Origin of the sequence: Micromonospora qiuiae, from assembly GCF_016863555.1 — a bacterium.
GTDB lineage: Bacteria > Actinomycetota > Actinomycetes > Mycobacteriales > Micromonosporaceae > Micromonospora > Micromonospora qiuiae.
On sequence record NZ_BOPC01000035.1, the window covers coordinates 1 to 13,578 of the forward strand.

Here is a 13,578-nt window from a genome sequence, read left to right on the forward strand (position 1 = left end):
GGGGCATGTTTCAGATGTGTCGTAGGTGGCGGGCATGCTGTGGGGCTGTGGGGAGGTTTACCGCGTTCCGGTTCACGGTCGATGCATCACCGTCGCAGGCGGTGGTGTTGGCCCGTCATGCGGGGGCGTCCCGGTTCGCGTTCAACCAGTGCCTGGCTCTGGTGAAGGAAGCCCTGGAAGCGAAGCGCCGGGGCGTGCCGGTGGTGGTGCCGTGGTCGGGTTTCGACCTGATCAACGCGTTCAACTCGTGGAAGTGCTCGGCGCGGGCGGGTCGCCGCTTCGTGGTCGATGCGGCCGGTTCGGCGGAGATCGTGGCGACGGGGTTGTCGTGGCGGGCGCAGGTGTGTCAGCAGGTGTGTGAGGAAGCCGCTGTCGATCTGGGCCGCGCACTGACCGCGTGGGCTGATTCCCGTGCGGGGAAACGGCCGGGCCGCCGGGTGGGGTTCCCGGCATTCAAACGTAAGGCCCGGACCCGGCCGTCGTTCCGGATCCGCTGCAAAACCACCAAGGCGGGTCGGGCGAGCATCCGGGTCGGGGATCTGACGACAGGGCCTCGGAGTGTCTGTCTGCCGAGGATCGGGATCCTGAGGGTGCGAGAGGACACGGGCCGGCTCCGGCGGATGATCCGCACCGGCCGAGCCCACATCCGGTATGCCACCGTCTCTTGCCGGGCCGGCCGGTGGACCATCACGGTGACGGTGGAGGCGGCGGACCTGCACCCCGCCTGCCAACACCCGGCCCGCCCCGACGCCGACAGCAGTGGTGATTGGGTGGGTGCCGATCGAGGTCTTGCCGCCCTCGTCGTGGCCGCCGACACCACCGGCCGGGAGGTGGCGCGTGTCGATGATGCGCCGCGTCCGCTGCGGGCCGCGCTGCCGAGGCTGCGGCGTCTGTCCCGCCAGGTCAGCCGCAAACAGCGCGGCTCGCGCAACCGGGCTGAGGCTGTGGCCCGGCTGGCTCGTGTCCATCTGCGTGTTGCGAACGTGCGTCGATACTTTCTGCACGAGGTCGCCAATCGGCTGGTCAAGACTCACGACCGGCTGGCTCTGGAGGACCTGTACACCGCCGGCATGCTGCGTAACCGGCGTCTGGCCGCCGCCATCTCCGATGCGGGATGGGCGGATCTGGCCCGGATCATCGGCTACAAGCAACGCTGGCGGGGCGGGCAGGCCGCCGTGGCACCTCGGTGGTACCCGTCCACCAGGATGTGCAGTGCCTGCCGCGCCGTCGGCCCGGCACTGCCCCTGTCCGTGCGTGTCTTCCGCTGCGGCGAGTGCGGGCATACGGCGGACCGGGACGTCAACGCGGCGGTCAACCTCGCTGTCTGGGCCGAGCAGCACCATGCCCAGACCCGGGACCCCGAAGTACGAGGCCCGGTCATCAATGCCTCTCGAGGGGACGGCTCTGGCCGGCGCCCACGCGCCGGTGAAACCAGCCCCGATGACGGAGGAACCCTGCCGCCACGAATATCCGTGACGGCAGGGACGCCCGAGAAGGGCGGTGTCTCATGACCCAAGGGACTTTTGGGACACGCTGTAGAGTCGCTGCCGTGACAGCTACGACGCCGCGCCTGCTCCTCGTCGACGGACACTCCCTGGCATACCGGGCCTTCTTCGCCCTGCCGGTGGAAAACTTCTCCACCACGACGGGGCAGCCGACCAACGCGGTCTACGGCTTCACCTCGATGTTGATCAACGTGCTCCGCGACGAGCGGCCGACCCACATCGTGGTCGCCTTCGACGTGTCCCGTCGCTCCTTCCGCACCGACCGGTACGCCGAGTACAAGGCCGGCCGAAGCGAGACCCCCACCGACTTCAAGGGCCAGGTCAGTCTGGTCAAGGAGGTCCTGGCCGCGCTGCGTGTTCCGGCGTTGGAGAAGGAGGGCTACGAGGCCGACGACATCATCGCCACCCTGGCCTGCCAGGCCCGCGATGCGGGCATGCCGGTGCTGATCTGCACCGGTGACCGGGACGCCTTCCAGCTCGTCGACGAGCAGATCACTGTGCTCTACCCGCGCAAGGGCGTGTCGGACCTGGCTCGGATGGACCCGGCCGCGGTCGAGGCCAAGTACGGCGTCGCCCCGGAGCGCTACCGCGACCTGGCCGCGCTGGTCGGCGAAACCAGCGACAACCTGCCCGGCGTTCCCGGCGTCGGCCCGAAGACCGCGGCAAAGTGGATCAACGCGTACGGCGGGGTGGAGGGCATCATCGCCCGCGCCGACGAGATCAAGGGCAAGGCCGGCGACAGCCTGCGGGAGCGGCTGGCCGACGTGATCCGCAACTATGAGATCAACTGCCTGGTCACCGACCTGGAGCTGCCCATCCGCCCCGACGACGCCCGCTGGCAGGGCTGGGACCGCGAGGCGGTGCACCAGGTCTTCGACACCCTCCAGTTCCGCATCCTGCGCGACCGGCTCTACCAATACCTCGAGGCGGTCGAGCCGGAGGCGGAGGCGGGCTTCGAACTGGCCGGTGAGCTGCTCACCGCACCGGGTGCCCTGGCCGACTGGCTGGCGACGCACGCACCGGCCGGCACCCCGGTGGGGGTGGCGGTCAAGCTCGACACCGGCCCGAACCGGCGGCACACCGCCAGCGTCATCGGCATGGCCCTGGCCACCGGCGACGGCGCGGCGGCCTGGTTCGACCCGACCGCGCTCGACGCGGCCGACGAGGCGGCCCTGGCCGGTTGGCTGGCCGACGAGACCCGGCCCAAGGTGCTGCACGACAGCAAGCCGGCGGTGCTCGCCTTCGCCGCGCACGGCTGGGCCCTGGCCGGCATCGCCCGGGACACCCAGATCGCGGCCTATCTGGCCCGCCCCGACCAGCGTTCCTACGACCTGACCGACCTGGCGCTGCGCTACCTGCACCGCGAGTTGCGGGTCGACGCGCCCGACAACGGCCAGCTGACGCTCGACGGGCTCGGCGCCGACGGCGAGGCCGAGCAGAACCTCATGCTCCAGGCCCGCGCCACCCTGGACCTGGCCGAGGCGATCGACGCGGAGCTGTCCCGCGACGGCGAGCAGTCCGCCCGGCTGATGGCTGGGGTGGAGTTACCGCTGATGCGGGTCCTCGCCGACATGGAGCGCACCGGCATCGCCGCCGACACCGACTACCTCTCGGAGCTGGAGGCGCACTTCGCCGCCGAGGTCAAGGCCGCCGCCCAGGGGGCGTACGCGGTGATCGACCGGGAGTTCAACCTCGGCTCGCCCAAGCAGCTCCAGGAGATCCTTTTCGGTGAGCTGAACCTGCCCAAGACGAAGCGGATCAAGACGGGCTACACCACCGACGCCGACGCGTTGCAGTGGCTCTACGCGCAGACCGAGCATCCGCTTTTGCATCACCTGCTGCGCCACCGGGACGTGGCGAGGCTCAAGTCGACGGTCGACGGGCTGCTCAAGTCGGTCTCCGACGACGGGCGCATCCACACCACGTTCAACCAGACGGTGGCCGCCACCGGTCGGCTCTCCTCCACCGAGCCCAACCTCCAGAACATCCCCATCCGCACCGAGGAGGGGCGGCGCATCCGCCGTGCCTTCGTGGTGGGGGAGGGGTACGAATGCCTGCTCACCGCCGACTACAGCCAGATCGAAATGCGGATCATGGCGCATCTGTCGGCGGACGACGCGTTGATCGAGGCGTTCAACTCCGGGCACGACTTCCACGCGGCGACCGCCTCCTCCGTCTTCGCGGTGGCGGTGACCGAGGTCACCCCGGACCAGCGACGCAAGATCAAGGCGATGAACTACGGCCTGGCGTACGGGCTGAGCGCGTTCGGCCTGTCCCAGCAGCTCGGCATCAGCGCCGAGGAGGCGCGCGGGCTGATGGAGGTCTACTTCGCCGGCTTCGGCGGCGTCCGCGACTACCTGCACGAGGTGGTGGCCCGGGCCCGCCAGGACGGCTACACCTCCACCATCCTGGGCCGCCGCCGCTACCTGCCCGACCTGGTCAGCGACAACCGCCAGCGCCGGGAGATGGCCGAGCGGATGGCGCTGAACGCCCCGATCCAGGGCTCCGCGGCCGACATCATCAAGGTCGCCATGCTGCACGTCGACACCGCGCTGCGCGACGCCGGGCTGCGCTCCCGGATGCTGCTGCAGGTGCACGACGAGCTGGTCTTCGAGGTGGCGCCAGGAGAGCGGGCGGCACTGGAGGAGCTGGTGCGGCGCGAGATGGGCGGGGCGTACCCCCTCTCCGTGCCGCTGGAGGTCTCGATCGGCGACGGCCCCGACTGGAACAGCGCCGACCACTGAGGCCGAGGGTTTTCCGGGCAGCCCGAGGTCAAGTCGTCGCCGCAGGGCGAGGGTCGCCTATTCGTCGCAGGCGTCCTGGAACTGTGCGAGGTACTCCTCCAGCGGCTGGAGGCCGACTTTGGCACGCCGCTCGTGCACCCCGGCCTCGTCGGCGATCGGCCTCGGCACCGACCGTCCATCCTCGCATCCGCCGAACTGGGTGCCGTAGATCTGTGGCCGTCCGGAGTTCACCGCGACCCGATCCTCCAGATAGGCCAACTCGGTCGCGTCGGCGGTCCCGGCGGCCACCGCCACGCACATCAGTCCCAGCACCCGACGCTGAAACGCGACGTCGTGATCGGCGTGCTGGGCGATCAGCCAGGCCGCACTGGCACCGTCCACGCCCACGAGACGCGCGTCCGGCCAGCCGTGCCTGTTCACAATGTCGCGGAGCCGGTCGGTCCGGCGGACGTCGTTGTTGGTGTTCGCCTCGCCGGTGCGCTCGGCCTGGTCAGCCTCGGCCATCTCCAGGAGTTCCCGCCGTAGCCCCGGCTCGGTCGGTGTCTCCCGCCGCTGCTGCGGTGCAACGTCGTGCACCTCGCAGAGCACCTCGCCGGCGTGTTCCGGACCGGCAAGGGACGCACTTGCATCCGGTCGTACCTCTCCGCGTTGACCGCCTCCGCACGCCGCTGCGCCTGCGATGAGAAGACCCACCGCGGCGCAGCACCACATCGCCGCTGACGCTTTCCCCATCTTCGAAGTATGACCGGCAGATCCGGTCACCTCTATACGTCGGAGTTAGGCCGCTGGTGGCGGCGAGGGCCAGATCGTGTGCCACCAGAATTCCACCATTCCGCCGAAACCGAGCAGACGACGGTAGGCAGCAGGCATCCGTCAGGCTCTGGCTGCCGGCTGGTGTCCCTCGCGGCCCGGCCCGCCTTGCAACACGCCCGTCAACGACTCGTCGAGGGCGGCGGCTAGTCGGTCGCGGATGGCGCGCTGCTGGGCGAGCCGGGCGTCGAGCGCGGCGAGCCGGGCCTGGGCCACCCGGATGCCGGCGGGCGACGGCGGGGCCGCGGTCACATCACCGTCCAGGCAGGGAAGGAAGAACCGAACGTCGGCAAGGGTCAGACCGGCGGCGAGCAGGTGCCGGATGTTGCGGACCCGGACGAACGCGCCCGCGTCGTAGTGCCGGTAGCCGTTGGCGGCGCGGCGGGACGTGATCAGGCCGTGCTGCTCGTAGTGACGTAAGGCGCGGGGAGTGCTGCCAGTGGCCCTCGCCAGTTCGCCGATCCGCATTCGCCGACCTCGTTCCGTTCCATGCCGTCACGCCCGAGGCCTCGGACCGCTCGTTCGTCGCCTCAGGCGACCACAGCTCCACCGTCGACTGGCAACACCACCCCGGTGATGAAGCCCGCCGTCGGGTCGCACAGGTGCCGGATCGCCCAGGCTACGTCCTCGGGGTGCCCGATCCGACCCAGGGGCGTGTGGGCGAGTTGCCACCGACGTACCGCCGCTTGCTGTTCGGGGGAGAGGCCCAGGTGCTCGCCGATGGGTGTGTCGATCGCGCCCGGGGCCACCGCGACCACCCGGATGCCGTGCGGCGCCAGTTCCACCGCCCAGCTGCGGGTCAGCGAGTCGAGGGCGGCCTTGCCGGCGGCGTACACGGCGGAGCCGGGCCAGGCACGCTGGCCGATGGAGGTGGTGACGTTGACGATCACCCCTCGGGTTTCGGTCAGCGCGGGCAGTGCGGCGTGAACCAGCCGGACCGGGGCGAGCAGGTTGGTGTCGAGCTGCCGTCGGGCGGCCGTCTCGTCGAACTCGGCGAGAGGGCTGTCGCCGGCGACCCCGGCGTTGTTGACCAGCACGTCCAGCCGGCCGTACCGGTCGAGGGCCGCGTTGACCAGCCGGTCCGGCGCGTCGGCGGCGGTGACATCGGCGGCCAGTGGGGTGATCAGCGGGTGGCCGGCCGCGGTCTCGGCCAGCGGCCCGGTCCGGCGACCGACCGCCAGGACGTGGGCGCCGTCGGCGCTGAAGGCGCGGGCGGTGGCCCGGCCGATGCCGGTGCCCGCACCGGTGACAACGGCGACTCTTCGGTGCACATCGTTCATGCCGATGATCGTCCGACCCTGCCGTCAGCGGCAGGGTCAAGCGGTCAGCGGGCGCGGGGCTCGCTTCGGGTGCTCGACCGGCGCGTCGCGGGTCAGCGGCCCGGTCCCCGGCGCTCCTTCGGTGGGGCGCCGTGTCGCTCGAGAGCCTTGCGGGACGGGCCGCCGGGTGGCGGCAGCGGGGCCTTGACCGGGTCGTGGCCCCAGTTCATCAGGGAGTACCGCCACCGGGTCTCGCGGACGTCGCCGCTCGGCCGCTGCGCCATGTGCCGCCGGACGTACCCGACGACCTTGCGCATGTGCTTGTAGTCGGCCTCGGTGAGCTGGTCACGCTTGCGGCGCAGCAGGTCGATGATTTTCCGGCCGGATTCGTGGCCGACCGACTCGCCGCCCTCGGTGCCCTTCTTCTGCCAGCCGACGTGCTTGGACTCCTCGGTCTCCAACCACGTGGACAGCTCGCCGGGTTTCATGTTCACCGCCTCGGTGAACTCCCGGTAGGTCTGCTCCGGATCGACGCTACGACTCACGGCGCAGCACCTCCGGGCGGTGGGCGACGTCCCGGCCCGAGTCGTCGTTGCGGATGCGGTACTGCGGCTCCTCCGGGGAGGCGTTCACCGCGTGTCCGCGTACGTGGGTGCGTTCGGTGAGCTTCTCCTTGACGACTCCGTACGCCCGGCCGCTGTGGCTGGCCCAGGAGACGTGGTCGCCCCTGCGGAACTCCTTGTCGGCCATGCCGCCGGGTTACCCGAGGGCACCGGGCGGAAACGGCTAGGGGGTGATCTCGGTGATCGGCAGCTTGATGTCGAAGGGGTCGCTCAGCTCGATCAGCTCCGCGCTGTCGACGACCAGCTCGTACTGCCGCTCACCGCCCGGCCCGATCCGGTCTCCGAGGCGGTAGGCGTACAGGTGCACGGGGTTCTGTTCGACGCGCCAGTAGAACGGGATGCCGGCGGCGGCGTACTCACCCGGCTTGGCGAACCGGTCGACCCGGCGGGTGCCCGGCGAAACCACCTCGACGGCCAGGACGACGTCCGCCGGCCGGAGCCGGGACCGGTCGGAGGCCAGTCCGGCGCGGCACAGCAGCACGTCCGGTTGCCGGCTGGTGTTGTGGCTGAGCGCCACGCCGACCGCTTGGGTGGCGCGCAGGTGGGCCGGCGCATGGGAGCGCAGCCACGAAGCAAGCAGGAATGAGATGTCCTGATGGCCCAGGGTGGGGGAGGGTGTCACCTGGATGACTCCGTCGACGAGTTCGACGCGGGGGGCGTCGTCCGGCAGGGCGAGCAAATCCTCCAGCGTGTAGTCCGCGCGCTGCTGCCGCATCGGGTCCGGACACCATGGGCCAGGTGATGTCGGGATGGGCTCGGCGCTCATGGGCCGAGCGTACCGCCGAGGAACGAGACAGACGTCGCACCAGGGGTGCGGCGTTCAGTCGGCCGGCTTGTCGGTGACGAAGATGGCGGTGCCGGGGAAGAGCCGCCCGCGCAGCGGGCTCCACTGCCCCCAGATTCCCTCGTGTCCCTCGGGCCACTCCGGTTCCACCAGGTCCACCAGCCGGAACCCGGCGCCGACCAACTCGCGGACCCGGTCGCCGAGGGTGCGGTGCTGCTCGACGTAGCTGGCCACGCCGTGCTCGTCCTGCTCCACGTACGGCCGGGTGTCGAAGTACGAGTGCACGGCTACCAGCCCGGCCTCGCCCGGGTCGTCGAGGAAGATCCAGCGCATCGGGTGGGTGACCGAGAAGACCCAGCGACCGCCGGGGCGCAGCACCCGGTGCACCTCGCGCATCAACGCCGCCGAGTCGTCGACGAACGGCACCGCCCCGAACGCCGTGCAGGCGATGTCGAAGCTCGCGTCGCCGAACGGCAGCGCCAGCGCGTCGGCCTGGGCCAGCGGCACGCGTACGCCGGTGCGCTCGGCGGCCTGGACGGCGTGGCGCAACATGCCGGCGGACAGGTCCACGGCGACCGGCCGGGCGCCCTGGGTGGCCAGCCAGCGGGCACAGGCCGCCGCCCCGCAGCCGACCTCCAGCACCCGGCGTCCGGCCACCTCGCCGAGCAGCCGGGCGTCGGCTTCGCGCAGCCCCTCCGGGCACCAGACGAAGTCCACGTCGCCCAGGAAGTCCCCGTGTTCGGCCTGGTACGCGTCGGCGTCAGCGTCCCACCAGTGGCGGTTGGCGCGGCGCGCCTCGACGTCACTGACCCGGCGCCGGGTCACCCGGTTGTCGTCCACCAGTTCACGCTAGGCCCCGCCGCGGACGGTCACGACGCCGGGCCGGCGTTCACGGCGGGTCGGGTGGCGGTCCGGCGCCCGGGGGTAGGGCCCTCTGGTCGAAATCTCCGCTTTCGCGGCTGGTGCGGCGATCAGGAGCCGGGAGGGCTTGCACGCTGTGGTAATGCAACGGGTAGGGTAGACGATGCGCTCGCGGATCGTGTGCCTCGGCAGGGAGCAGGTGCGCGGTCGACGGAGTCACATCAAGATCTCGTTCAGCGATTTCCGGGTGGGCCCGCCGACGGATCCGTTGGCGCGCACAGGTCACCGCGACACCAACCTGCTGTGACACACCATCCGACCGGAGCAACCGCCCACATGACGAGCAGCATCGAGGCCCCCTCGAGCGCCAACAAGGTCACCGTCGACGACCTCGGCTCCGAGGAGGCTTTCCTCGCCGCGATCGACGAGACCATCAAGTACTTCAACGACGGCGACATTGTCGAAGGCACCGTCGTCAAGGTCGACCGGGACGAGGTCCTGCTCGACATCGGCTACAAGACCGAGGGTGTCATCCCCTCTCGGGAGTTGTCGATCAAGCACGACGTGGATCCGGCAGAGGTCGTCTCGGTCGGTGACCACATCGAGGCCCTGGTCCTCCAGAAGGAGGACAAGGAGGGTCGGCTGATCCTCTCCAAGAAGCGGGCGCAGTACGAGCGGGCCTGGGGCACGATCGAGAAGATCAAGGACGAGGACGGCGTCGTCCGCGGCTCGGTCATCGAGGTGGTCAAGGGTGGCCTCATCCTCGACATCGGGCTGCGCGGCTTCCTGCCCGCCTCCCTGGTCGAGATGCGGCGGGTGCGCGACCTGCAGCCGTACGTGGGCCGCGAGCTCGAAGCCAAGATCATCGAGCTGGACAAGAACCGCAACAACGTGGTGCTGTCCCGCCGGGCGTGGCTGGAGCAGACGCAGTCCGAGGTGCGCACCGAGTTCCTCAACAAGCTCCAGAAGGGGCAGGTCCGCAAGGGCGTCGTCTCCTCGATCGTCAACTTCGGCGCGTTCGTCGACCTCGGCGGCGTGGACGGCCTGGTGCACGTCTCCGAGCTGTCCTGGAAGCACATCGACCACCCGTCCGAGGTCGTCGAGGTGGGCCAGGAGGTCGAGGTCGAGGTCCTGGACGTCGACCTCGACCGCGAGCGGGTCTCGCTGTCGCTGAAGGCGACGCAGGAGGACCCGTGGCGGCAGTTCGCCCGCACCCACGCGATCCAGCAGATCGTGCCGGGTAAGGTCACCAAGCTGGTGCCGTTCGGTGCCTTCGTCCGGGTGGACGACGGCATCGAGGGCCTGGTCCACATCTCCGAGCTGGCCGAGCGCCACGTGGAGATCCCGGAGCAGGTCGTCCAGGTCGGCTCCGAGGTCATGGTCAAGGTCATCGACATCGACCTGGAGCGCCGCCGGATCTCGCTGTCGCTCAAGCAGGCCAACGAGGGCTTCGTCGAGGGCGAGGAGCACTTCGACCCGACCCTCTACGGCATGGCCGCGACCTACGACGCCGAGGGCAACTACATCTACCCTGAGGGCTTCGACCCGGAGACGGGCGAGTGGCTCGAGGGGTACGAGAAGCAGCGCGAGGCGTGGGAGCAGCAGTACGCCGAGGCGCGGCAGCGCTGGGAGGCGCACCAGAAGCAGGTGCAGACCTCCCGGGCCGCCGAGGCCGAGGCCGCTGCCAACCCGCAGCCCGCCGCCACCGGCACCACCACCACGACCAGCGCGGCCCCGAGCCGCCAGGCCGAGGAGCCCTCGGGCACGCTGGCCACCGACGAGGCGCTCGCCGCGCTGCGGGAGAAGCTCGCCGGCGGCAAGTGACCCTGCGACAACTCCAGTTCGGCACATCCGCCGCGCCGCAACCCGGCGCTGTCGGCTGACGAAGGGCCCCGCCCCGACCCGGTCCCCCGGGCCTCGGCGGGGCCCTTTGCCGTTCCCGTCCCTTTCCCGGTCACTTTGGAGATCAACCGCCAACCCCATGATCAACGCGGGGTGGGTGGGGGAGCGGGGTTGGCGGGGGTGGGATGATCGGGTTGACTGGTGCCGTGCTGAGGGTGGGGCTGACCGGCGGAATCGGTTCGGGCAAGAGCGCCGTGGCGCGGCGACTGGTGGAGCGCGGCGCAGTGCTTGTCGACGCCGACCAGGTGGCGCGGGAAGTGGTCGCGCCGGGCACCGAAGGGCTGGCCGAGGTGGTGGCCGCCTTCTCCGACCGGGTACTCGACGCCGACGGCGCCCTCGACCGGGCCGCCCTCGCTGACCTGGTCTTCGCCGACGAGGCCGCGCGCCGTCGGCTGGAGGCCATCGTCCACACCCGGGTACGGGCCCGTACCGCGGAACTGGTCGCCGCCGCACCGGCGGACGCAGTGCTGGTCAACGACGTACCGCTGCTGGTCGAGGTGGGGCTGGCGCCCACGTACCACCTGGTGGTGGTGGTGCAGACGGCGGTGGCCACCCGGCTGGAGCGGCTGGCCCGCGACCGGGGGATGAGCCGCGCGGAGGCCGAGCGGCGAATCGCCGCGCAGGCCGACGACGCGCGCCGCGCCGCAGCGGCGGATGTGCTGCTCACCAACGACGGCACCCTCGCGCAACTGCACGCGGCGGTCGACGCGCTCTGGCACGACCGGCTGGTCCCCTTCGAGGAGAACGTGCGGCACCGGCGGGCGGTCGGCACGGGCCGGGTGACGCTGACCGAGCCGGACCCGACCTGGCCGCAGCAGTACGCCCGGATCGCCGCCCGGATCCGGCACGCGATCGCCCCCGCCGACCTGCGGATCGACCACATCGGTTCGACCGCGATGGCCGGCCTGCCCGCCAAGGACGTCATCGACATCCAGCTCAGCGTGCCGTCGCTGGCCGAGGCCGACGGGCCACTGGCCGGGCGCCTCGCCGAGGCCGGCTTTCCCCGGCTGCCGGGCGACTGGTGGGACAGCCCGCGACCGGCCGGCAGCGGCCGGTGGGAGAAGCGGTTGCACGGTAGCGCCGACCCGGCCCGTCCCGTTCACCTGCACCTGCGGGTGACCGGCTCACCCGGCTGGCGGTACGCGTTGCTGATGCGCGACCACCTGCGGGCGGATCCCGACCGGCGGGCGGCCTACCTGATGCTCAAGCGGGAGTTGGCGGCCGCCGCGCCGGACAACGGCGCGTACGCCACCGCGAAGGACCCGTGGTTCGACGAGGAGCACCTGCGGGCGGAGGAGTGGGCGGCCGGGACGGGCTGGCGTCCCTGAGCCGCACGGACCCCCCAGCGCTCAGCGTGGTGCGGTCAGCCGGGGCACCCGGCCGGGGGTCAGGTCGAGCTGTGCCCAGGCGCCGCCCCGGGTCGGCAGTTCCAGCCGGCGCAGCAGGCCGTCACGCCCGACCCAGTAGCGCACCCGGTCCCTGGCCGTGCCAGCCTCCATGACGTCGACCACGCTGCCGGCGAGCTTGTCCCCGCGGATGCGTCGCACGCCGCCCGGTGGCCCGCTGCCGCGAGCGACCCGCAACGCGGCGTCCAAGAGCGGGGCCAGGGCTTCGCTGCGGTGCGGGCCGGTCCGCCAGCCGGCGCGCGGTGGCGGCAGTGGTGGGGAATCTTCGGCGTCGCCGGCCCGGTCCTGCTCGATCTGGGCCAGTCCGGTCCGGTCCCGGCGCAGCAGGGTTCGCCGGCCGTCCGCGTCGAGGTCGGTGACGCCGAGGTACACGCTGCCCGAGGTCCAGCTTAACCATCCCGCGCCGCGCAGGTTCGTGCCGATGGCGGCGGGAGCGGTCACCGTGATGGCGGCGCCGCCGGCGGCCCGCAGCCGGGCGGGCAGCCCACGCCAGCGCTCCCGCTCGGCGGCGGTGAGGGCGCGGGGCAGGCCGACCCGGCCGCCCAGCGCGTCGACCGGCCGCAGCGTGGGCCGGTCGGCGCGGTTCAGCTGCACCTGTACCGGTCCGATTCCGGGCAGGCTGGTCGCCAGCCGGTGCAGGCGCCCGGCCGGGTCCAGCCAGTAGCGCGTCGCCTCGTCGCCGGGTGGCCGCCCCCGGCCCGGCACCCCGCCGTCGTCCGGGCCGGCGCCCGGTGGTCGAATCACGCGGCCGTCGGGGCCGGCGCCCGGCAGCCGGGCGGCCAGGACGTCGACGGTCTCCCCGTTGACCTGCTCCTGGCCCACCCAGCGGCCCGACAGCCCGTCGGTCGGGTCCGGGCGGTCGCTGGCGAGGGCGAAGACGAGGTTCAGCACGGGGTCGAGCCGCCGGTCGGTGGGCAGTCGCCAGCCGTCGCTCGGTGGGACCAACGGTGGCATGGCGGGCGCCGGCACCGCCGCCGGATCGGGGCGGAGCACCAGCACGGTGGGGGTGGCCTGGACCAGACCGCGCAGCTGGCCGGCACCGGGCCCGGTCACGTCCAGGTAGACCAGCTGCCGGGCCCAGTCGACCCAGCCGAGCAGGTCGGTGCGGGCACTTGCGTCGCCGACCATGACACGCAACCCGGCGCGCAGCTCCCGGTAGTTGGTGACCCGCATGGCGGCCAGCCGGTCCCGCTCGGCCCTCGTCATCTCCCGGGCCGCCGGCTCGCCGGGTGCCCAGTTGACCAGCATGGCCACCAGCATGGTCGCCGACACCACCGCGGTCAGGGCGAGCCCGGCCAGGGCGAGGCGGCGTCGCCGGGCCGCTCGCCGCCGCGTCTCGCCGACCTCGTCGCGCGACCCGGCGAGCTCCTCGTCCTCCGCCGGGTCGCCTGCGATCGGGTCGAGCAGGCCGGCCGGCACCCGGGCGCGACGCAGCCCGGGTCGGCTGCCGGGCGGACCGGCCACCGCACCGGTGAGGCCGAGGTGCACGGGCGGGGTGGTGCCGGCGCGGTGCAGCCGGGTGCTGGCGCGATGTCGGCGTTCGGCGCGACCCACGGGAGGGCTCGACGGGCGGCCGGGCCGGGTGGGGCGTGCGGCCGGATCGCCCGCAGGATCGGTGCGATGGTTGCTGGGCGCCGGTCGTGAGGTGTTCTCCACGGGAGGATGAACGGGCCGGACCCCGGTC

General features: G+C 72.0%; 12 protein-coding genes. 4 read left to right on the forward strand and 8 right to left on the reverse strand.

Annotated elements, in window-relative coordinates:
- Nucleotides 1-14 precede the first annotated feature (14 nt).
- Together Vqi01_RS13805 and polA are read left to right on the forward strand one after the other, a co-directional pair.
- Nucleotides 15-1,511, forward strand: a complete 1,497-nt coding sequence (locus Vqi01_RS13805) for an RNA-guided endonuclease InsQ/TnpB family protein (RefSeq protein WP_275408802.1) — start codon at nt 15-17, stop codon at nt 1,509-1,511.
- Nucleotides 1,512-1,549: 38 nt separating this feature from the next.
- Nucleotides 1,550-4,249 carry a DNA polymerase I gene (polA, locus tag Vqi01_RS13810; protein ID WP_204035181.1) on the forward strand — a complete coding sequence of 900 codons (2,700 nt, stop codon included), beginning with the start codon at nt 1,550-1,552 and terminating at the stop codon, nt 4,247-4,249.
- A 57-nt stretch (nt 4,250-4,306) separates the two neighbouring features.
- Here polA and Vqi01_RS13815 read toward each other — a convergent pair whose 3' ends face one another.
- The 7 genes from Vqi01_RS13815 to Vqi01_RS13845 form a co-directional block, all read right to left on the reverse strand.
- Nucleotides 4,307-4,825, reverse strand: a complete 519-nt coding sequence (locus Vqi01_RS13815; protein WP_204035182.1) for a DUF6624 domain-containing protein — start codon at nt 4,823-4,825, stop codon at nt 4,307-4,309.
- Between the two features lie 297 nt (nt 4,826-5,122).
- Nucleotides 5,123-5,527, reverse strand: coding sequence for a MerR family transcriptional regulator (locus Vqi01_RS13820; RefSeq protein WP_204035183.1), 405 nt, complete (start codon nt 5,525-5,527; stop codon nt 5,123-5,125).
- Between the two features lie 62 nt (nt 5,528-5,589).
- Nucleotides 5,590-6,339, reverse strand: a complete 750-nt coding sequence (locus tag Vqi01_RS13825) for an SDR family NAD(P)-dependent oxidoreductase (protein ID WP_204035184.1) — start codon at nt 6,337-6,339, stop codon at nt 5,590-5,592.
- A gap of 92 nt (nt 6,340-6,431) precedes the next feature.
- The gene (locus Vqi01_RS13830; protein ID WP_204035185.1) at nt 6,432-6,863 is read right to left on the reverse strand and encodes a DUF3140 domain-containing protein; all 432 of its coding nucleotides are present in this window, start codon (nt 6,861-6,863) and stop codon (nt 6,432-6,434) included.
- Complete coding sequence (locus Vqi01_RS13835; protein WP_189043635.1) at nt 6,853-7,068, reverse strand: hypervirulence associated TUDOR domain-containing protein; 216 nt, start codon at nt 7,066-7,068, stop codon at nt 6,853-6,855. The genes Vqi01_RS13830 and Vqi01_RS13835 overlap by 11 nt, the downstream gene beginning before the upstream one ends.
- 36 nt (nt 7,069-7,104) lie before the next feature.
- Nucleotides 7,105-7,656, reverse strand: coding sequence for a Uma2 family endonuclease (locus Vqi01_RS13840; protein ID WP_204035205.1), 552 nt, complete (start codon nt 7,654-7,656; stop codon nt 7,105-7,107).
- Between the two features lie 105 nt (nt 7,657-7,761).
- Nucleotides 7,762-8,565: a class I SAM-dependent methyltransferase gene (locus Vqi01_RS13845; RefSeq protein WP_204035186.1), complete on the reverse strand. Its 804-nt coding sequence runs from the start codon at nt 8,563-8,565 to the stop codon at nt 7,762-7,764.
- A gap of 357 nt (nt 8,566-8,922) precedes the next feature.
- On the opposite strand from Vqi01_RS13845, the gene rpsA reads away from it, so the two are divergent.
- Complete coding sequence (gene rpsA, locus Vqi01_RS13850; protein WP_204035187.1) at nt 8,923-10,410, forward strand: 30S ribosomal protein S1; 1,488 nt, start codon at nt 8,923-8,925, stop codon at nt 10,408-10,410.
- Between the two features lie 224 nt (nt 10,411-10,634).
- The gene (gene coaE / locus Vqi01_RS13855; RefSeq protein ID WP_204035188.1) at nt 10,635-11,816 is read left to right on the forward strand and encodes a dephospho-CoA kinase; all 1,182 of its coding nucleotides are present in this window, start codon (nt 10,635-10,637) and stop codon (nt 11,814-11,816) included.
- A gap of 21 nt (nt 11,817-11,837) precedes the next feature.
- Here the strand turns inward: coaE and Vqi01_RS13860 are convergent, their stop codons facing one another.
- Entirely contained in the window at nt 11,838-13,448 is a 1,611-nt protein-coding gene (locus Vqi01_RS13860) for a hypothetical protein (protein WP_204035189.1), read from the reverse strand.
- Nucleotides 13,449-13,578 lie beyond the last annotated feature (130 nt).

Excerpts from the sequence above, each read along its gene's own strand:
- Vqi01_RS13820 (WP_204035183.1), bottom strand. The coding sequence starts at position 5,527 with ATGCGGATCGGCGAACTGGCGAGGGCCACTGGCAGCACTCCCCGCGCC.
- Vqi01_RS13805 (WP_275408802.1), top strand. The coding sequence starts at position 15 with ATGTGTCGTAGGTGGCGGGCATGCTGTGGGGCTGTGGGGAGGTTTACC.
- Vqi01_RS13825 (WP_204035184.1), bottom strand. The coding sequence starts at position 6,339 with ATGAACGATGTGCACCGAAGAGTCGCCGTTGTCACCGGTGCGGGCACC.
- rpsA (WP_204035187.1), top strand. The coding sequence starts at position 8,923 with ATGACGAGCAGCATCGAGGCCCCCTCGAGCGCCAACAAGGTCACCGTC.
- Vqi01_RS13835 (WP_189043635.1), bottom strand. The coding sequence starts at position 7,068 with ATGGCCGACAAGGAGTTCCGCAGGGGCGACCACGTCTCCTGGGCCAGC.
- Vqi01_RS13840 (WP_204035205.1), bottom strand. The coding sequence starts at position 7,656 with ATGCGGCAGCAGCGCGCGGACTACACGCTGGAGGATTTGCTCGCCCTG.